Source organism: Vibrio sp. St2, from assembly GCF_947311885.1.
GTDB lineage: Bacteria > Pseudomonadota > Gammaproteobacteria > Enterobacterales > Vibrionaceae > Vibrio > Vibrio coralliilyticus.
The window spans coordinates 743899-763700 of sequence record NZ_CAMZNA010000001.1 but is presented as its reverse complement, the minus strand read 5'-3'; the positions used below and the strand labels follow the sequence as shown (position 1 = coordinate 763700).

General features: G+C 40.4%; 25 protein-coding genes. All 25 read left to right on the top strand.

Annotated elements, in window-relative coordinates; genetic code table 11:
* Positions 1-104: 104 nt before the first annotated feature.
* The 25 genes from QMA41_RS03645 to QMA41_RS03490 all read left to right on the top strand — a co-directional run bounded on the left by QMA41_RS03645 (position 105) and on the right by QMA41_RS03490 (position 19766).
* Positions 105-614, top strand: coding sequence for a hypothetical protein (locus tag QMA41_RS03645; RefSeq protein ID WP_194568893.1), 510 nt, complete (start codon positions 105-107; stop codon positions 612-614).
* A 585-nt stretch (positions 615-1199) separates the two neighbouring features.
* Positions 1200-1532, top strand: coding sequence for an energy transducer TonB (locus QMA41_RS03640; protein WP_281628875.1), 333 nt, complete (start codon positions 1200-1202; stop codon positions 1530-1532).
* Between the two features lie 838 nt (positions 1533-2370).
* Entirely contained in the window at positions 2371-2793 is a 423-nt protein-coding gene (locus QMA41_RS03630) for a hypothetical protein (protein ID WP_281628874.1), read from the top strand.
* A gap of 217 nt (positions 2794-3010) precedes the next feature.
* Positions 3011-3361, top strand: a complete 351-nt coding sequence (locus QMA41_RS03620; RefSeq protein WP_281628873.1) for a hypothetical protein — start codon at positions 3011-3013, stop codon at positions 3359-3361.
* 106 nt (positions 3362-3467) lie between these two features.
* Complete coding sequence (locus QMA41_RS03615; RefSeq protein WP_281628872.1) at positions 3468-3971, top strand: hypothetical protein; 504 nt, start codon at positions 3468-3470, stop codon at positions 3969-3971.
* A 137-nt stretch (positions 3972-4108) separates the two neighbouring features.
* Complete coding sequence (locus QMA41_RS03610) at positions 4109-4495, top strand: hypothetical protein (protein WP_281628871.1); 387 nt, start codon at positions 4109-4111, stop codon at positions 4493-4495.
* Positions 4496-4607: 112 nt separating this feature from the next.
* Positions 4608-5414 carry a DUF3800 domain-containing protein gene (locus tag QMA41_RS03605; RefSeq protein ID WP_281628870.1) on the top strand — a complete coding sequence of 269 codons (807 nt, stop codon included), beginning with the start codon at positions 4608-4610 and terminating at the stop codon, positions 5412-5414.
* A 1205-nt stretch (positions 5415-6619) separates the two neighbouring features.
* A complete protein-coding gene (locus QMA41_RS03595; RefSeq protein ID WP_281628869.1) occupies positions 6620-7708 on the top strand; it encodes a hypothetical protein in 1089 nt (362 codons plus the stop codon).
* A 633-nt stretch (positions 7709-8341) separates the two neighbouring features.
* Complete coding sequence (locus QMA41_RS03590; RefSeq protein WP_281628868.1) at positions 8342-8872, top strand: GNAT family N-acetyltransferase; 531 nt, start codon at positions 8342-8344, stop codon at positions 8870-8872.
* A gap of 114 nt (positions 8873-8986) precedes the next feature.
* Positions 8987-9244 carry a hypothetical protein gene (locus QMA41_RS03585; RefSeq protein ID WP_043007670.1) on the top strand — a complete coding sequence of 86 codons (258 nt, stop codon included), beginning with the start codon at positions 8987-8989 and terminating at the stop codon, positions 9242-9244.
* Positions 9245-9404: 160 nt separating this feature from the next.
* Positions 9405-9716 carry a hypothetical protein gene (locus QMA41_RS03580; protein ID WP_281628867.1) on the top strand — a complete coding sequence of 104 codons (312 nt, stop codon included), beginning with the start codon at positions 9405-9407 and terminating at the stop codon, positions 9714-9716.
* Between the two features lie 154 nt (positions 9717-9870).
* Positions 9871-10266 (top strand): DUF3465 domain-containing protein, encoded by a 396-nt coding sequence (locus tag QMA41_RS03570; protein ID WP_281628866.1) that lies wholly within the window; start codon positions 9871-9873, stop codon positions 10264-10266.
* 130 nt (positions 10267-10396) lie between these two features.
* Positions 10397-10759 (top strand): hypothetical protein, encoded by a 363-nt coding sequence (locus QMA41_RS03565; RefSeq protein ID WP_281628865.1) that lies wholly within the window; start codon positions 10397-10399, stop codon positions 10757-10759.
* A 138-nt stretch (positions 10760-10897) separates the two neighbouring features.
* Positions 10898-11329, top strand: coding sequence for a GNAT family N-acetyltransferase (locus tag QMA41_RS03560; RefSeq protein ID WP_025613380.1), 432 nt, complete (start codon positions 10898-10900; stop codon positions 11327-11329).
* 119 nt (positions 11330-11448) lie between these two features.
* Positions 11449-12297, top strand: a complete 849-nt coding sequence (locus QMA41_RS03555) for a hypothetical protein (RefSeq protein WP_281628864.1) — start codon at positions 11449-11451, stop codon at positions 12295-12297.
* A gap of 291 nt (positions 12298-12588) precedes the next feature.
* Entirely contained in the window at positions 12589-12945 is a 357-nt protein-coding gene (locus tag QMA41_RS03550) for a hypothetical protein (protein WP_143695614.1), read from the top strand.
* 377 nt (positions 12946-13322) lie between these two features.
* On the top strand, positions 13323-13463 hold the full coding sequence (locus QMA41_RS03545; RefSeq protein WP_281628863.1) for a hypothetical protein: 141 nt from the start codon (positions 13323-13325) through the stop codon (positions 13461-13463).
* Positions 13464-13560: 97 nt separating this feature from the next.
* The gene (locus tag QMA41_RS03540; protein ID WP_281628862.1) at positions 13561-14037 is read left to right on the top strand and encodes a hypothetical protein; all 477 of its coding nucleotides are present in this window, start codon (positions 13561-13563) and stop codon (positions 14035-14037) included.
* 617 nt (positions 14038-14654) lie between these two features.
* Entirely contained in the window at positions 14655-14969 is a 315-nt protein-coding gene (locus QMA41_RS03530) for a hypothetical protein (RefSeq protein WP_281628860.1), read from the top strand.
* 134 nt (positions 14970-15103) lie between these two features.
* Positions 15104-15439, top strand: a complete 336-nt coding sequence (locus tag QMA41_RS03520; RefSeq protein WP_171383815.1) for an energy transducer TonB — start codon at positions 15104-15106, stop codon at positions 15437-15439.
* 153 nt (positions 15440-15592) lie between these two features.
* Positions 15593-16180: a hypothetical protein gene (locus tag QMA41_RS03515; protein ID WP_281629175.1), complete on the top strand. Its 588-nt coding sequence runs from the start codon at positions 15593-15595 to the stop codon at positions 16178-16180.
* 146 nt (positions 16181-16326) lie between these two features.
* Positions 16327-16749 carry a hypothetical protein gene (locus QMA41_RS03510; RefSeq protein WP_198560862.1) on the top strand — a complete coding sequence of 141 codons (423 nt, stop codon included), beginning with the start codon at positions 16327-16329 and terminating at the stop codon, positions 16747-16749.
* A 1272-nt stretch (positions 16750-18021) separates the two neighbouring features.
* Positions 18022-18642 carry a hypothetical protein gene (locus QMA41_RS03500; RefSeq protein WP_281628858.1) on the top strand — a complete coding sequence of 207 codons (621 nt, stop codon included), beginning with the start codon at positions 18022-18024 and terminating at the stop codon, positions 18640-18642.
* A gap of 106 nt (positions 18643-18748) precedes the next feature.
* Positions 18749-19171: a hypothetical protein gene (locus QMA41_RS03495; protein WP_198560862.1), complete on the top strand. Its 423-nt coding sequence runs from the start codon at positions 18749-18751 to the stop codon at positions 19169-19171.
* Between the two features lie 154 nt (positions 19172-19325).
* Positions 19326-19766, top strand: a complete 441-nt coding sequence (locus QMA41_RS03490; RefSeq protein WP_281628857.1) for a GNAT family N-acetyltransferase — start codon at positions 19326-19328, stop codon at positions 19764-19766.
* The last annotated feature ends 36 nt before the right edge of the window (positions 19767-19802 follow it).

The window sequence follows — 19802 nt, the reverse complement described above, 5'->3', positions numbered from 1 at the left end:
GGCATTTTTGCTATGCGTTGCGTTTTGTGTTTAAGGTAGTTTGCGGTGGCATCGGTATTGCGTTGCTCACACCTTAACAGGGCGTTATGTTTTTCGAGGATGAAATGTACCTAATAGAATTATTTTCGGCTAAAGAAGACCAAGTTAAGCTGATTACTTTCGTTTTCTCTGCATTATTAGCCGTTGGCGTTTTGCTTACAAATCAGTATTTTTCTCAACGTAGAGCGCGTCAAGAGTATTTACTCAAAAAGATTGAAGAATTGGCTAAATTATCAATCGAGTACACCGATCTATGTACTGAAATCTTAGATGATATACAAAGTCAAAGAGCTGACTACCCGACAGTAAGTCGAGAACACCGACGGCGTTTGATGGCTAATATCCGTCAAATGGAGCTAATCGTAGGGCTATATTTCCAAGACTCAGGTTTTGACCCGAATGATTACTATATGTGGAACATGCGAGTCCTAGACGTTTTGGAAAAAGGTAAGGCTTGTGAAGAAGGTGAAGTGTATTGTTTATTTGAAGACGCTCGTCAACATGTTGTAGACAGTGACGCTAAGTTAGCCGTGATTTGTTCTGGTTTGGTTAAGAGGTTTGGGCACAAAACATAACAAAGCATTTAAGAGTGATTCGCAACGCTTGGCAGTTTCGCTTCGCTCAAGTATAGCCAAGCGCTGCTCACACCTTAATGCGGCGTTATGGTGCAGCAAGATTTAGTTCTTATTTGGCTTGTTGGTTCAGCGTTCGTTGTGAGTTTCATGGCCATTCTTACATGTCCACTAGTTTCAAAATTTTTATCTCTGGTGAAAAGCCGCTTTGAGTTTTCCATGACTGCTAATCTGCCGTTTACATCTATTTACCAAGTGAAATTGGTATAGCGGCAATTAGCTGAATCTTGGCTCCAGTGGGGCGGCCCTTCTTTGTATCAATTGGCCGTATCGTTGCTGTTAGGTTTCTTCTTTGGGCTTCATGTGGTTGCTGCATAGTGGTTTATGGGGTTTCGTGGCCGTAATGAGCTTACGCTTTGCGGTGAGTACGTTGGTTGTCTTAGGTTTCCATAACCAAGCGTTTAATCGGACAACCAACGCTTGGCAGTTTTGGTTCACAGTTTGGCATTAGTGTTTATGTCACAATGGTTGAAGTTTGTGGTAGCGTTGTCTGCCCATTAACGCGGCGTTATGTTGATAAGTGGTGTTATGAGAATTGTAGTTTTGTTAATTGGGTTGGTTCTGGCTGGTTGTGCCAGCACAGAAAAGTCAGCTGATTCATCATCAGATAAACTAGAGCCGATAGTTCAGGTTTCTCCTAGATACCCGAAATCAGCAATAGATAACAGTCTTTCAGGCTTTGTAGCGCTGAGGTTCAAGGTTGACAGTAATGGCAATGTAAGAGACATAGAAATTCAAGACTCCGGCCCTGAAGGTATATTTGACGAGTCTGCAGTGAAAGCATTATCCCAATGGAAGTTTGAGCCACAGAATGTGAAAGCCCCGATATCTCAAGAAATTACTATTAACTTCCAGCTATGACAACATAACCAAGCGTTTAATAGGACAGTCAACGCTTGGCAGTTTTGGTACACAGCTTGGCATTAGTGTTTATGCCACAATGGTTTAAGTTTGTGGTAGCGTTGCCTGCCCATTAACGCGGCGTTAGTCGCCAGAAAAAGCTAGCAATCAAAATCATGTTTCTTAGCTCAAAATTTGGCAGCTGTTTGTTTGGTATACAGATTCATCGTCGATGGTCAAAACTCAGTTTCAGCAGTTTTAAGTCCAGAGTTTTGCAAGTGTCCAAGCGGTTGTTTTGTTCTTTGGTGCTGACAGAGCAGGGCAATCGAGAGTCTATTTTGGGTTGCAAATCCGCTCGGTGAGTTTGTTGGGTACAAAAGCCGATTTACTCGCTGAAATGACGTTTTCTCTGGTGTTGTAAATTCCACGTGGTTTCAGTGACTTCGTTGAAAGTCCGCACTGTCAGATTAGCTTTCCAAAAGCGCCTTTTGGTGTTGTCAGTTCGTTTTCTGCGGCGTTGTTTGTTCCAAGTGGTTTCATTGAATAGCCGCTTTGAGACTACGCCTGGCTTAAGTGCATCAAAACACATAAAGTTTGTTGTTCGCAAAGTTTAGTTTGGCTTAAAATTGTCGCTCGGTGCCTCGCGACTAACAAACTGCTCAAGAGGGATTCGCAACGCGTGGCATTTTTACTATGCGTTGTATTTAGTGATAAAGGTGGTTTGCGGCGACTTCGGTATTGCGTTGCTCACCCCTTAGCAGGGCGTTATGCATTTTGAAGTGAAGGATGTATGCAAATAGATTTGCATTATATCATTCTGTATGATGCATCTTTCATTAAACTTTCTAGTTAAGTAACCATGAAAACTGATGACATTACTGAAGTATCTTTATCATTTGAGCTATATAACGAGATGAAACAATGGTGTAGTAAACAGAAATTGTTTAGTACATCATATAACCATGGTTGGAAACCTTTTAAAGACGGTCAAGAAATTTTGGTCGACCGTACTTATACCATTAACTTTTGTTTTCAAAGTACAACTATTGCAGATAAACATGGACGTCAAAATGCCTTTTATAAAATAAAGCGAGGTGGTAGACCTACTACTCGATATGGGCAAAACAGCAGTACTGAAGATAAGGAGCGTCTGCGTTCAGAAACTCCTTCGTACGAAGCTATGATTTATCCTGCCTTAACACGTTGTCAATCTCAAATCAGAAAAGTGAAACGAGGTTTAACTTTAGAAGCTTTGAATGATCCTTCAAATATAGCTTTTTAAGCAGTTAATACTGACATGTCTAACCCCAGAAAATGCATAACAAACTGTTTAAGAGTGATTCGCAACGCGTGGCATTTTTACTATGCGTTGGTTCTAGTGTTTAAGGTGGCATGCGGCGGCATCAGTATTGCGTTGCTCACACCTTAACAGGGCGTTACATTTTTAGATCGAAATATCGTAAGTTTTATTTTTTAAAATATTTCAAGGAACTAAGGTTATGAAGGTTTTACCTCTAATTTTGTTTGTATTGGTGTTTACATCGGTATCTGCATCTGCAAATCCGGGGAGTTGGATGCCTACAGCAAAAAAGATATCTAGCATTATTGTGGAAGGTGATGAAAACGGCAGAGCATTGATAATCATAGAGGGTGGAGTGCCTAGTGATTTCGTCCCTTCGGAGTGTCGTGCAGGAAGTGACAGCACGTATAACACTGTGTTTTTAAACACGCACAAAGGTAGAGGTATATATTCTATGGCGTTAACTGCATATAGTGCCGGAAAACCCGTGAAATTGGCTTTATCATGTACTGGGAACCGTCCCTTAATTACTCATATTTGGCTAATGTAACAAAGCATTTAAGAGTGATTCCCAACGCTTGGCAGTTTCGCTTCGCTCAAGTATAGCCAAGCGCCGCTCACACCTTAATGCGGCGTTATGTTTTTCGGAGGAATTTATGCTTCTCTTTCCCAAGCTACAGGTTATAAGCGGTCCTGATGATGATATTTTACAAAGGCTTACCTCGATAATTGAGGCTTTACCATGTCAGTCATATTTCGCCGATCACTTAACTAAGTCACAAGTTGAACAGCGGAAAATAGTTTCAGCTTTTCAAAAGGAACTGTACCAAGAGTTATTTGTTGAATTCGCAGGAGTTACTTGGTCTCGTGAGTTCTCGCCTTGCTCCACAAGTTCAGATGCGATCGATATCTATGGTGACAATGAAGACTTTGTTGTGGCAATCGAGCTTGATAAGCATCGAGCAGACCAAGTCGCGAAAAAGTTTGTTTCTCGAATGGCTATAATGCCTGACAAGAAGATCTATTACGTATCATTATGTTATCCCGGAACTAAGAGTATGAGTAAACCGGAATGTATAAAGTATTTCGGCTACTGTAGTAATTTGGCTTTGCGTATGCAAAATGAATACTTGGGGTTCATGGTTGAAGAACAAACATAACAAGCAATTTAAGAGGGATTCACAACGCTTGGCATTTTCGGTTCTACTTCAAATTTAGTGTTTATGGCACAATGCTTTAGGTTGGGTGGAGGCGTTGTTCACCCCTTAATTGGGCGTTATATGAAAGGAGATAGGTTATGACTCAGAATCAATCATCAGGAGCAGCTGCGAATGACTGGGGTAGGCAGACTGCGCGTATTATTGCAGAAAAGCTCGGCACTTCTATCTCGTCCAAAATCAGTAACGAATGCATCTATAAAGAAAGTCATGTTGTCATTAAGTGTGCAAAGGTCGATACAGACAGTGTTGGTGTTACCTACAAAATGCTAGAACGACTGGATTTTGTAGTTGGTGCATTTCAACAAGAAAGTGGTAAATTCGAGTTGTTTCAGTTGCCAGTATCTATCTTCGACCGCCACATGCGAGCAACGGCTTCTAAGGGGGCTGCAAAAGGTAAAGTGGGCATCGTTCGCCAAACCGTGTTCGAAGAACAAGGTAAATATATAGGTTCCGTTACCATTTGAAGTTTCATATAACAAAGCATTTAAGAGTGATTCGCAACGCTTGGCGCTTTCGCTTCGCTCAAGTATAGCCAAGCGTCGCTCACACCTTAATGCGGCGTTAGGAGGGTAAGATTTGCATATAGCAATAGATGATACATATGGCGCAGTCTTTGATTATGACTCCAAGTATGTAACGAGTAATAGGCGAACAAATGTCGCCGTATCTATACCTGATCACGAAGTGGGTCATGTAAGAGAACAAATCAGAAGTGTATTAGCTTTATTCAAAGAGGAGTTTGGTATTGAAGTAGATGAATTGCATTTTGTAGATATCTATAATAGAAAACCTCCTTGGGATAAGTTTGAAAACGGAGAGAACTTGGCTGTTTTTAGGGCTTTCTTCGAAATATATAGAAAATATAATTGGGACATATTTATTCAAACGTTAGATGATTATTCGTATGAAGATCATGATTTATCTAAGTTTAATGTAAAATTAAATAACTTGGATTTGAATAAAAGAGAACATTTGTCATTATTTTTCTTACTCATCAAAATTAAAAGGTTCTATAAAACGAAAGCTGAAAATTTAACAGTGTTTATGGATGAAGGACTTGGTAAGCCTGGGAGTAGTTTTTGTGAGGATGTTTTTAGAGATTACTCCGCGGAATATGTTGGTACGTTTGAGTCGTCAGCATCTGAGCCGCTCTTGCAGCTTGCAGACTTTGTTGCTTTTACAATAAATCGGAATACACACCTGCTTACTAAAACCAAGCGGACAGTTATTGATAACTGGTTTTTAGAACAATTTAGTAATGCCCGTTTTAATTGTTCAGATTTGACGGTTAGTGCTTATGATAAAGAGCTTGAACAATTAACTGTTCAAGACATAGATGCATCGATTGACGAAAACCGCAAGTCCAAAGGGTTAACCTCCTAACAATCTGTTTAAGAGTGATTCGCAACGCTTGGCATTTTTGCTATGCGTTGCGTTTTGTGTTTAAGGTGGTATGCGTGAGCTTCGGTATTGCGTTGCTCACACCTTAACAGGGCGTTATGGTGCAGCAAGATATAGCTCTTACTTGGCTTGTTGGTTCAGTGTTTGCTACGAGTTTCACGGCAGGTTAGGCATGCCCACTAGATTCCAAATTTAAATCTCTGGTGAAAAGCCGCGTTGGGTATTTCGCTAAGGCTAATCTGCCGTTTGCATTTGGCTCCCAAGTTAAATTTGCATTACGGCAATTAGCTGTAGCGTGGCTTTAGTCGGGCGGCCTTTTTTGTTTTAGTTGGCTGTATCGTTGTTGTTGGGTTTCTTCTTTGGACTTCATTGGGTTGCTGCATACTGGTTTGTTGTGTTTAGTGGTCACAATGAGCCCACGCTTTGCGGTGAGTGTGTTGGTTGTCTTAGTTTTCCATAACCAAGCGTTTAATTGGACAACCAACGCTTGGCAGTTTTGGCTCAAAGTTTAGTTTTTGTGTTTATGGCACAATGGTTTAAGTTTGTGGCAGCGTTGCTTGCCCATTAACGCGGCGTTATGAGCCTAAGGTGAAATGTGAGGCATGCCGAGTAATTACTGCCACAATATGAATCTGGTTGAGCTAAATAATAGGCTAGGAAAACTTCAAACTTACGGAATTGATAATCATGCTTGAATGTATTGAAAAAGTACTAGACCTCAACGACATCGCATACGAAAGCGGTGAAACAAGAATGTACATTAAGCTCGGTGCGTTCTGCTCAAAAGTTAAAATTAGCTACGATTATGCTACCAAAAACTACAGAGTAAATTGTAGTGAACTAAGCTTGTTTCTCTCTAGTATCGTGTTTTTTTGCATGGCGTTTAACACTCTTCATCAGCCAGACTCAGATTTGTGGTCGGGGTATTTCGCAGGTTTAATGTTCGCTATAGCTATTGGTAATCTATTTTTCATTGTATCTACACACATACAGTTACTAGATTTACGTGCGCAACTCAGGCAAGAAGGCGTTTACCTTAAACTCGGCTCATAACAAATCGCTTAACAGGGACTCCTAACGCTTGGCCACTTTCATTCTAATCAGCTTTAGTGTTTAGGGCACAAGTTTTAAGTTGGGTGGTATAGCGTTATCGCCCGTTAGCAAGGCGTTATATTTACGGTGAGAATATGAAAACAATAGATTTAGGAAAACATCAAAACTGGGTTGCTGTAGTCGTAACGGGTATGATTACCACGCCAGTGGTACCGCTAGGGCTTGGGCCGGATATGTATATTTGTAAAGTCAGTGATCTTCCTGAGTCAATGAAGACCTCTTTTTCATCATCATTAAAATCCTCTTTTGAAAGTTTTGGACTAGAAGCATCTGAAAAACTAACGTTAAATAACCCTAAGTTGTTGATCGTCCCAACAGTAGACTCCGATGAGGATACTCTCAAGAATGCACTAATTATTGCGGATATGGCCTTAGCCCTATTTAATAAAAAATACTTTTCCGCTAAAGCTAGATTTATTAACTGGGACCGTGGTCAAGGAAAGGCTATTGGGGTTGTCTATAAAGGAGGGACTTTTGAACCTATTAGGAGTTCAAACTCTCCATATGGCCCAGGTATTGTAAAAGCTTTAGATACCGATGTTTGGGATTGGTTATTAGGTCATTTTTTGAGGGGAACATTAAACGATTTAGGAAAACGCATTTATAAATGCCTTGAGTGGGAGCGTGAGGCGCAGTTTTCCTCGCATATTACGCATAAATTCGCTTTTAACTGGATAGGCTTGGAAGCTATGTTGCCGGACAAAGAGTGTACAGATAGTGCTTTTGTGCGTAGATACTGTATGGTTACTGGCGCACCTAGAGGTGCTGATTCTAAAGCAATTATGGATAGTCTTGCTGATCATGAAAGGTTTAAGTCACATATAAACCCAATGGGGAAAACATGGGTTAAAGAAATTAAGGAAATGTATCAGTACCGTTGTGCAATATTTCATGAAGGCTCTAGCGAGCTTAATTCTGAAGATATAGATCCTAGAAAAGTTGAATGGTATTACCATCTTACAAAAACTTTAACGATGCGTGTTATTGGCTACGCTGTACAAGCTTTAATTGAAGGGGTTGAAACCATTGAGGATTTTTGGTCGACCTTTATGGTGAAGCACCTTTTCAGTGAACAAAATCATTGGTTAAAAAATGGCACATTCCACCTCAACCATATTTTGCAACATGATTGGGAAAATGGTCAAAAATACTTTGAAATGTAAATATAACAAAGCATTTAAGAGTGATTCCCAACGCTTGGCATTTTTCATTCCATCGTTGGGTTTTGTGTTTACGGTGGTATGGTCGGGTTTTGTGGTAGCGTTGCTCACACCTTAATGCGGCGTTATGGTGCAGCAAGATATAGTTCTTATTTGGCTTGTTGGTCCAGCATATGTTGCGAGTTTCATAGCATTTTTTACATGCACACTAGATTCCAAATTTTTAACCTCTGGTGAAAAGCCGCTTTGAGTTTTCCATGACGGCTAATTTGCCGTTTGCATCTATTTACCAAGTGAAATTGGTACAGCGGCAATTAGCTGATTTCTTGGCTTCAGTGGGGCGGCCCTTCTCTGTTTTAGTTGGTTGTATCGTTGTTGTTAGGCTTCTTCTTTGGGCTTTATTGGGTTGCTGCATACTGGTTTGTTGTATTTAGTGGTCACAATGAGTCCATGCTTTGCGGTGATTGTATTGGTTGCTTTAGGCTTCCATAACCAAGCGTTCAATTGGACAACCAACGCTTGGCAGTTTTGGTTCACAGTTTGGCATTAGTGTTTATGTCACAATGATTTAATTTTGTGGTAGCGTTGTTTGCCCATTAACGCGGCGTTATAAGCCTTAATTGGATATTGGTAAATATGGAAACAGATAGACTTAAACTACTATCCCCTTCAATGGAGTATCAACCTCTGATGCTTGAAGCGATACTGGAAAGCCAAGATGAACTTGGCGCCTACCTTCCTTGGGTTCCATATGCGTTAACAGAAGCTGAATCAATTGAAAATACGCAACAAGCCATCAATAACTTTGAGAATTTTGAAGGTGAGTTACGTTATTCAATCATAGAAAAAAGTACAGGGCGCTTTCTTGGTGCAATAGGGTTAATTATTCGCGATAAATCAGTACCGTTTTTTGAAATTGGTTATTGGATGCGTAGTTCAAGTGTTGGCAATGGTTTCATTTCTGAAGCATTGAAAGTAGTAGAGTCATATGCGTTTAATGAGCTAAACGCTAACCGAGTTGAAATCAAAGCTGCTGAACAGAATTTGAAAAGTCGAATGGTAGCAGAGCGAGGTGGGTATACTTTTGAAGGTATTTTACGTAACGACCGAAGATTGCCGTCTGGTGAATTGAGTGGCACGGCAGTTTATTCGAAAACAGGCATATAACAAAGCATTTAAGAGTGATTCGCAACGCTCGGCATTTTCGCTTCGCTCAAGTATAGCCAAGCGCTGCTCACACCTTAATGTGGCGTTATATGCTTCGTGGGGAATTTGTAGATTATGTTGGATATTGTACTTGTTACAGTCAGCGCTTTGGTGCTAGTTAATGTCGTCGTTACTATTTCTTTACTCAAAAATGATTCAATCACTAGCTCTCAAAAATTAACTCAAGTTAGTATTGTTTGGATGGTTCCATTCATTGGGGCTGTTGGTTTTTGGTTATTCCACCGCATCGACGGTCGTAGTGATGCATCAACTCATAAAACATTTGGTGGTGGAGCTAACGATAGTATTGGTACTTCATCACAAGGTGATTAAGTCGCATATAACCAAGCGTTTAATTGGACAGCCAACGCTTGGCAGTTTTAGCTCACAGTTTAGTTTTTGTGTTTATGACACAATGGTTTAAGTTCGTGGCAGCGTTGCCTGCCCATTAACGCGGCGTTAGGGGCTATCGATATTTGTAAGGAAGAGTAGATTGAAAATTCAGTTTGGTGTCGTATTAGCTTCAGTTTTTGCTATTACTACTTCTACAGCCGCTAATGAGTTAGATTTTTCTCAGTTTAAAGGTAAAGCTTACGATGTGGTGAAAAATGAACTTTTTGCTAAAGGCTGGGAGCTCTCACCTACGCAAGAAGGCGAAACCTCTTTTAGTAAGCAATATCCCGAGGTTACATGTGGTTCGGGCACAATGGCTATATGTTCTGTTGGTTTTCATAACAAACACTATTCAGTGGCTTTTGTTGTCATCGAGTCTGGTGATCAACTAATTGTGTCTGAGGAATACTGAACCTGCCCCTAACAAACTGTTCAAGAGGGATTCGCAACGCGTGGCATTTTTTACTATGCGTTGGTTTTAGTGTTTAAGGTGGTTTGCGGTGGCTTCGGTATTGCGTTGCTCACCCCTTAACAGGGCGTTATGTGAATCAGAGAGAATTGAGTATATGAAGAAGTTCTTCGCAATAATTATTGCTGCTTTTTGTTTAGTTTCAGTTGATGCTCTAGCGAATGACTACAAGCTTGGGCAGGCGTATGAAAATCATCAAAGTGACCTTCAAGTTCGTGGTTCAGGAACAGTAATTCGCCTATTGCCAGATGACAACAAAGGAAGTCGACATCAAAGGTTTATACTCAAATTAGATAGTAAGCAGACTTTGCTTGTTGCCCATAATATCGATTTATCACCAAGAATTTCCAACCTAAAAGTCGGTGATCGAGTTCAGTTTTACGGTGAATATGAATGGAATAAAAAGGGTGGTGTAATGCACTGGACACACCGTGATCCCAATAATAGACATCCGCACGGTTGGCTAAAGCACAACGGTAAAAAGTACGAGTAAAAATTCACATAACAAAGCATTTAAGAGGGATTCTCAACGCTCGGTATTTTTGGTTCTACTTCAATTTAAGTGTATATGGCACAATATGTTAAGTCGGGTGGTTGCGTTGTTCACCCCTTAATGCGGCGTTATGGTGCAGCAAGATATAGTTTTTATTTGGCTTGGTGGTTCGGCGTTCGCTGTGAGTTTCATAGTCATTCTCACATGCCTGCTAGGTTCCAAATTTTTATCTCTGGTGAAAAGCCGCTTTGTGTCTTTCGCAAAGGCTAATCTGCCGTTTTCATCTGGCTCCCAAGTGAAACTGGTACAGCGGCAATTAGCTGATACTTGGCTTCAGTGGGGCGGCCCTTCTTTGTTTCAATTGGCCGTATCGTTGTTGTTAGGTTTCTTCTTTAGGCTTTATTGGGTTGCTGCATACTGGTTTGTTGTCCTTGGTGGTCACAATGAGCCCATGCTTTGTAGTGATTGTATTGGTTGTCTTAGGCTTCCATAACCAAGCGTTTAATCGGACAACCAACGCTTGGCAGTTTTGGCTCACAGTTTAGTTTTTGTGTTTATGGCATAATGGTTTAAGTTTGTGGCAGCGTTGCTTGCCCATTAACGCGGCGTTAGCCGTCAAAATGGAGAAAACATGGAAGTACAATTTTTAGAGAAAAATTCTGATTACGAGTCAGTCCTAGAAGTGTTGTTACAACTTCGCCCAAATTACAACTTAGATACTTTGTCTGGTCAGATCGAGAAGCAGCAATCAAATGGTTACCAAGTCGTCTATGTCAAATCGCCAGAAGGCGTACTAGCAGCAGCAGGCTTTAGCGTAGGTGAAAAGCTTGCTTGGGGTAAGCATATTTACATTGAAGACTTGGTAACTAATGCGCAATTTCGTTCGAGTGGTGTAGGCAAATTTATTATCGATTGGTTTAAAACATATGCTTTAGAAAGCGGTTGCGAACAAATACATTTGGATTCTGGTGTTCAGCGTTTTCCAGCACATAAGTTCTATTTACGCGAAGGTTTCAATATCGCTAGTCACCACTTTTCTATAGTTGGCGTCCAAAACGGCTAACAAAGCGTTTAAGACGGATTCACAACGCTTGGCATTTTCGGTTTGCAGTAAATTTAGTGGTTAAGGCACAATGGTTTAGGTAGGGTGGTTGCGTTGCTCACCACTTAACGCGGCGTTAAATGTCTACTTTTAATACAGGTGAAAAATTGAAATTTCTAGTTGCAGCTATGACCGCGTTCTTAATCGGAGTTGGTGGTGTGTGGGTTGTTTGGTTAGAGAGCAAGACACCTAATGTAATTACTTTCCTTACGACTATTTTTACTGGCTTTGCTGCTATCGGTACTGCATATGCAGCTTATGCTGCGGCTGAATCTGCGAAGATATCTGAAAAGGCTTCCAACATATGGAAGCAGCAAATGTCTATTGACATTGAACTCGCTGAAGCCAAAGAGTTAAAGGTATGTCTTAATGATTGGCATAGAAGGTTTATTGCTGAAGCATATAAGAAAAACCAAAGTCTAGATGAGTTACTTCAAGATGTTTCAGCTACACCTCATGTTATGAAGCAAATGCAGGTTGAGCATTTCCAAAAATACATTGATGATCTGAACCTTTCATGGAGCAATTTAGAGTCTGCATTTGACCGAGCGAACTTTGTTGGACACAGTTTTGAACAACGGCTTCGCCTTAGGCGTTTGCATATCGCACATAGAGAAGCGTTGAATAAATATGTAGATTACTTGTTGTTCAATAATAGAATGGAGCTTCAGCGCGGAGAGTTAGCCGAGTTATTGACAACGATTTATCATATTAACGATTGGGCTCAACAGGACATAAATGGGCAGCTATTATATCGAGTAGAAGTGGAGCTAATTGACGAAAATGGCTCATTTTCTACTTGTAAAAAAGATGATGGCACGAGTGTCTTTGATAGTTTGCATAATAGCGTAGAAGGTTGGGTGTTAAACACCAATGTTTACGTTGACCATAAAATGCAAGAAATCAGGAGTCGCGTTAAAGACATTTAACAAGCAATTTAAGAGGGATTCACAACGCTTGGCACTTTTGCTTCTACTTCAAATTTAGTGTTTATTGTACATTGTTTTAGGTTTGGGTGGGGGTGTTGTTCACCCCTTAATTGGGCGTTATAGCGAGTCAAAAGGAGACAGCGATTGGATTTAATACGAAGGCTATTTGGTTATGAGTTTTTAGTACCTTTTTTAGTGACATGTTTAATCTATGGCATGCTCTTTGTTTTCGTGTATTTTTTCTACAAAGTAGTACGGTCATACATTGTAAAGTTCTATGTCTCTTCCAGTTTGGATTCTGAAACAAAACAAAATATTGATCGAATTATCGCACTGGCGAAAATTATCAATGTTCCCGGTGAGTTACCGGACAACTACCAATCTCTATGGAGCTCTATATATAAGAATAAGAACCAACGTGAGAGTATGAAGAGTTCTATCGGTATTTTTGAACTAACAATACATAACTATAAAAAATCAGGTAGAGAGACAACTGACTTACTAGAAGTTATCGATTTACTTGATGGCTTTAAAGTACAAGCGCTTCGTCAGAAAAAGTTTTTCTATGAGACTAATGAAGCAATAAATATTTCGCTTTCATATTTATTGGTCTCAAAGCATTTTTTAGTATCAAATGATTCGCTATAACAATCTGTTCAAGACGGACTGCCAATGTTGGGCACTTTTGGTTCTGGTCTGGTGCAGTGTTTACGGTTGTTTAATTATGTTTCGTGGTATGTTGGCAGCCACTTAACAGGGCGTTATGGCGCAGCAAGGTTTAGTTCTTATTTGGCTTGTTGGCTCAACGTACGCTGTGAGTTACATGACCATGCTCACATGTCCACTTAGCTCCAAATATTTATCTCTGGTGAAAAGCCGCTTTGGGTACTTCGCTATGGCTAATCTGCCGTTTGCATCTATTTCCCAAGTGAAACTGGTACAGCGGCAATTAGCTGAATCTTGTCTCCAGTGGGGCGGCCCTTCTTTGTATCAATGGGCAATATCGTTGTTGTTAGGTATCTTCTTTGGGCTTCATTTGGTTGCTGCTTGCCGGTTTGTTTGGTTTTGTGGCTACAAAGGGCGACAGCGGTACGGCGAGTGTGTTGGTTGTCTTAGGCTTCCATAACCAAGCGTTTAATTGGACAACCAACGCTTGGCAGTTTTAGCTCACAGTTTAGTTTTTGTGTTTATGTCACAATGGTTTAAGTTTGTGGCAGCGTTGTTTGCCCATTAACGCGGCGTTAGGAGTTTCAGGTAACTTATATGAACTGGACAATTTTAATCGCAATTGCTGGTTGGTTTTTAGCCATTCTTCAATTTGTATTTACCTTCAGGGAAGCTAAAGATAAAAATGAAGCCGAGTTGCTAGAAAAGACTCTCAATTATTTTAATCAAGGCGCCCAATCCAGAACAATAGGCATTAGTTTAGTCGAAGGAATTTGGCTTAAGCGAAAGAAGCATTTAAATATAATTTTACCTGTTCTCACTGCTCAAGTTTTGCATTTGCTAACCCAAGAGAAACTTGAAGCTCAAGAACAGAGAAACATTGTTAGGCTTCTGTTTTTAATTGAAAAATTATTGCCATATGCGACTGAAAGGCATACAGAGCTTGCTGAAATATCAGAAGCACTAATGTGGGGTGCGCAAAGTAATAGCGTAGCCAACGTGTCGCTACGGAGTTGGTACAAAAGGTTTAATGGCGATACTGATATGTGGGATGCGGAGATTGAAAACTCCTAACAAACTGTTTAAGAGTGATTCGCAACGCGTGGCATTTTTACTATGCGTTGCGTTTAGTGGTTAGGGTGGTATGCGGTGACATCGGTATTGCGTTGCTCACACCTTAACAGGGCGTTATGGTGCAGCAAGGTATAGTTCTTATTTGGCTTGTTGGTTCAGCGTTCGTTGCGAGTTACATGGACATTCTCAAATTCCACTAGGTTCCAAACCTTTATCTCTGATGAAAAGCCGCTTTCTGTCTTTCGCACAGGCTAATCCGCCGTTTGCATCCGGTTCCCAAGTGGGTTTAGTGTTGCGGCAATTAGCTGGTACTTGGCTTCAGTGGGGCGGCCCTTCTTTGTTTTAGTTGGCTGTATCGTTGTTGTCAGGTTTCTTCTTTGGACTTTACTGGGTTGCTGCATACTGGTTTGTTGTGTTTAGTGGTCCCAATGAGCTCTTGCTTTGCAGTGAGTGTGTTGGTTGTCTTAGGCTTCCATAACCAAGCGTTTAATTGGACAGCCAACGCTTGGCAGTTTTGGTTCATAGTTTGGCATTAGTGTTTATGTCACAATGGTTTAAGTTTGTGGTAGCGTTGCCTGCCCATTAACGCGGCGTTATGTGGCTGAACGGGATGAATTATGAGTTGTGATAGTTGCAAACAAATTAAGTTAAAAATTGGCAGCCCAGATGATTTGGTTACAGCAATACTTCTTGTCAGAAGAAGCGTTGAAACTAAAAGTCTTAAATACTTAGGGTATGGTGCTTTTGGTGAGCCCTTTTCAAGATTTTCCAATGGTAAGTGTTGGGGGGACATCGTAAATAATTATTTTGCTTGTAAATCGTGTGGTCAACTAATCCATTTGAGAGCGGAAACTTATCATGGAAGCGGTGGTCAGTTGGCTCAAATAGCTGCGTTGACTGAAAAGGTTTGTATCGATGGCTTCACCACATAACAATCTGTTTAAGAGTGATTTGCAACGCTCGGCATTTTTGCCATGCGTTGCATTTAGTGTATAAGGCGGTGTGCGGAAGCATCGGTATTGCGTTGCTCACACCTTAGCAGGGCGTTATGTGAAAAAGGGTAAATATGAGATTTATAGAAATTTTCTTAGTGTTATTACTGGTCGGGTGCGCTAGCCCTGAGGAAAATACTGACCCTCTCACATATCAAGAACTCACACCTATAGAGCGTGTATTTCCCAAGTACCCTAAATTAGCAGTTGAAAGTCAATTATCAGGTTTTGTAGTTATGACTTTTAACGTCAATCAGCAAGGGCATGTAACTGACATTACAGTGGTAGAATCAAATCCAGAAGGCGTTTTTGATGAGGCTGCTGTACAAGCGTTATCAAAATGGAAGTATGGACCTTTAAATCATGCTGAATCTGTTCCTCAGAAACAGAAGCTAGAGTTTAAAATTTAACACATAACAAACTGCTCAAGACGGACTATCAACGCTCGGCAACTTTAGTTCTAGTCAGGTATGGTGTTTACGGCGGATAGTTTAAGTATCGTGCTATGCGTTGCTAGCCACTTAGCAGGGCGTCATACATTAAAAAGGAAGTAAATCACAATTATGTTAAGTTTGTCTGTTTTTCTGATTTTTATAGGGATAGTTTTGTATTTTACAGTCGTTGTCGACATGTTTAAGCAAAAGATATGGTTGGGTTTCTTAGGGTTGTTCCTATTTCCTTTCACTTATTATCATGCGTTTAAAAATTACGCAGGTAATAAGCTTCGTATGGGCTTGCTCTTAGTTGTCACGACACTAGTACCTTTTACCTATATTCAGCTAGAGCTAAGTGCCGCTGGAGGTGAGTTGGAACCATTTTTGACTTCAGTAGGTGAAAGTAATCTTCTTAGTTGCTCACTAGAGTCATCGGTCATGTCATCTGGGGGTGTAACATTTTATACGTTGTTTTGTTCCAGTAAGTTATCCGAAAGCCTTAAATATACGAGTGAAAGCGAGCTGGTCGATGTTTACTGGAAAAATATAATTCAACCTGCTTTATCGGTTTATCGAGACAGCTTCGGGAAAGTAGAGGGTAAAGGGGTAGTGCTAGGCATCAAATCTCCTTCAAGTCTTATGGCTTGCTACAAAATAGAGAACCCCGGAAATGTTATTGAAGCATGGAGTTCTGGGGTGTCGGAACCGTGTGGGTAAGAAATGTATAACAATCTGTTCAAGAGGGATTCGCAACGCGTGGCATTTTTACTATGCGTTGGTTTAAGTGATTAAGGTGGTATGCGGCGGCTTTTGTATTGAGTTGCTCACCCCTTAACAGGGCGTTATACAAAAGGAGAAAACTAATGGAACAGAGTTTCCTTAAAGGGAAATACAAGGTGACAAACGATAGCTTTGAGTATTTAGGGCATAAAGAACCATTGTCGAAAGTAGCTGATTTGGAGGTGTTGGAAGCTGACTCTCGGCAAAAACTACTTGCTGGCCTGACACTATCTTTTTGGGGACTTCTATTTTCATTTTTTCCGGGTTTTCTTTTCACGATAGTCTTACCAGAATTTGTAGGTGATAGTGTGTCCCCACAACTGGTTAACTCTGCAATATGTGTAACAGTCTTTTTCTTCTTGGGTTTTATCTTAAGACCTAAATATAGGCTAATGATTACCAAGGTAAGTGGTAACAAAGGTGCAATTGGCAAAAGTAGAAAGTCTAGAGCTGAATTTGATGAAATAGTCACCGCTCTTAAAGAATCAATGTACCGTAATCTGTAGGTTTTTGTATAACAAAGCATTTAAGAGGGATTCTCAACGCTCGGCATTTTGGGTTCTACTTCAACTTAAGTGGCTATGGCACAATGCTTTAGGTTGAGTGGTGGCGTTGTTCACCCCTTAATGCGGCGTTAGCTTTTTAAATTTAAAATCTGAGGAAAATAATGAGTAAAAATAAGTACACCTTCTGGTTATACAATTGGTTTATTCCAAGTGTTTTTTTAGTCCTTCCCGTTATGTTTTTAAACGAGGTGATTAATAACAACACAGCTTATGCTCTAGTTTCATCGGTCCTAATCATTGCACATTATATCTATATTGTTTTCCGCTTAGAGACGACTCTGAGTAAAGCTCATCGTTTTGACATGTTGATGGTGCCGTTCATCTATATGCTGATGCTTGTAATAATAGCTACATTGTTCTCTATATCATTAACAAGTATTAACTCCTTTCTCGATACAGGTAAGTCCATATCATCATTTGACTATTTCTATTATTGCATGATCTCGTTAACTTCTGTTGGTTATGGAGATTTATCTCCAGGTACTACGGCAGATAAAATTTTCGCGATTTCAATGTCTCTATTGGGTACATTACATATGGTTATGTTCATATCTGTAGTTGTCGGGAAGTTAACTACACTGGCGAGAAAAAGCTAACAAATTGTTCAAGAGTGATTCGCAACGCGTGGCATTTTCACTATGCGTTGCTTTTAGTGTTTAAGGTGGTCTGCGGAGGCTTGGGCATTGCGTTGCTCACACCTTAACAGGGCGTTATGGTGCAGCAAGGTAGGACTCTTATTTGGGGTACTGGTTCAGCGCCCGTTGTAAGTTTAATAGCACTTTTTACATACACGCTAGATTCCAAATGCCAATCTCTGGTGAAAAGCCGCTTTAGGTGTTTCGTTAAAGCTAATCTGCCGTTTGCATTTAGCTCCCAAGCTAAGTTTGCATTCCGGCAATTAGCTGGAGCTTAGCTGTAGTGGGGCGGCCCTTATTTGGTTTAGTTGGCTGTATCGCTGTTGTTAGGTTTCTTCTTTAGGCTTCATTGAGTTGCTGCATACTGGTTTGTGGCGTTTTGTTGTTGCAAAGTGCTCGTGTGTTGCGGTGAGTGTAGTGGTTGTTTTAGGTTTCCATAACCAAGCGTTTAATCGGACAACCAACGCTTGGCAGTTTTGGCTCACAGTTTAGTTTTTGTGTTTATGGCACAATGGTTTAAGTTGGTGGCAGCGTTGTTTGCCCATTAACGCGGCGTTATGTATATAAGGAGATTACATTGAAAAAGGTCGGTTTGATAATTTATGGCGCTATATTTGCGCTACTACAGATTTTAAATATTGTTAGCTCAATATTAACCTCTTCGTTTTCTGTGGGCGTTGTGGTTAGCACAGTGTTCACTACATTGTATTTGTTTGGTTTTTACGGATACATCTTCAAGAAACGCTTTTTTACTCCAAAAGTTTGGAGAAATCTCTTTTATCTGCAATGTATAGCGCTGCTTCTTCAGCTTCTTCCTTTGCTTTACGGCTTTAATTTCGAGCTCATTGTTGGGGTGGGTATCATAGTTCTTATTACTATCCCAATGCTTGTTTACCTATATCGTTACAGTTTGCCAGATAGCGATATTTGGGTCTCTGCCTCAGACAGAGAAAAAGCGCAACGAATCGAACAACTGTTATCAAACGTTGAAGAAATCTCTGCATCCAAGACTGTTGGGGCGAAAACAACCACTGTAATTATGAGTAAAGCAGAAGATGGTTATGTAGTTCATATAAAGCGTATTTCTGAGGAAACAGAGAGTTTTAAAAACGAGTTCGTGACTCTTAGCAGAGCAATCGAGTTCATCGAAAAGTATGCTTCAATAAGTTCAGGTGAGCTTGTTGAATCATATACATAACAAAGCATTTAAGAGTGATTCGCAACGCTTGGCGTTTTCGCTTCGCTCAAGTATAGCCAAGCGCTGCTCACACCTTAATGCGGCGTTATACAAAAGGAGAAAACTAATGGAACAGAGTTTCCTTAAAGGGAAATACAAGGTGACAAACGATAGCTTTGAGTATTTAGGGCATAAAGAACCATTGTCGAAAGTAGCTGATTTGGAGGTGTTGGAAGCTGACTCTCGGCAAAAACTACTTGCTGGCCTGACACTATCTTTTTGGGGACTTCTATTTTCATTTTTTCCGGGTTTTCTTTTCACGATAGTCTTACCAGAATTTGTAGGTGATAGTGTGTCCCCACAACTGGTTAACTCTGCAATATGTGTAACAGTCTTTTTCTTCTTGGGTTTTATCTTAAGACCTAAATATAGGCTAATGATTACCAAGGTAAGTGGTAACAAAGGTGCAATTGGCAAAAGTAGAAAGTCTAGAGCTGAATTTGATGAAATAGTCACCGCTCTTAAAGAATCAATGTACCGTAATCTGTAGGTTTTTGTATAACAAAGCATTTAAGAGGGATTCTCAACGCTCGGCATTTTGGGTTCTACTTCAACTTAAGTGGCTATGGCACAATGCTTTAGGTTGAGTGGTGGCGTTGTTCACCCCTTAATGCGGCGTTATGTTTTCGAAGGAAGTTGGCAGTATGAGCCTCGAATTAAGAAGTATAGACAAAACGAACTTCTATGAGGTTTGTCAGTTACAGGTAGCTCAAAATCAGCTAAATCATGTTGATAGCAATGCTATTTCATTGGCTGAAGCAAATTTTATGAGCTTTCCTTGGTTCAAAGGTATCTATTCTGACAATAATCCAATTGGCTTTGTTTTAGTAAACGCAGACACAATTTCAGGTAAGTTTGAACTTTGGCGGTTCATGCTCGATAAATCTCAACAGTCAAAGGGTTATGGGCGTATCGCTATCGATTTGTTGAAATCAGCATTGGTTAATGAATTCGGAATATCTGCTCTATACACAAGTGTTGTCAAAGGTTCAGGTAGCCCTCAAGGTTTCTATGAAAGTTGCGGTTTCGTAGCAACAGGTCACCTAATTGAAGGGCGCGAAATAGAGTTGCGTCTATCCATTTAACTCCAAACATAACAAAGCGTTTAAGATGGATTCACA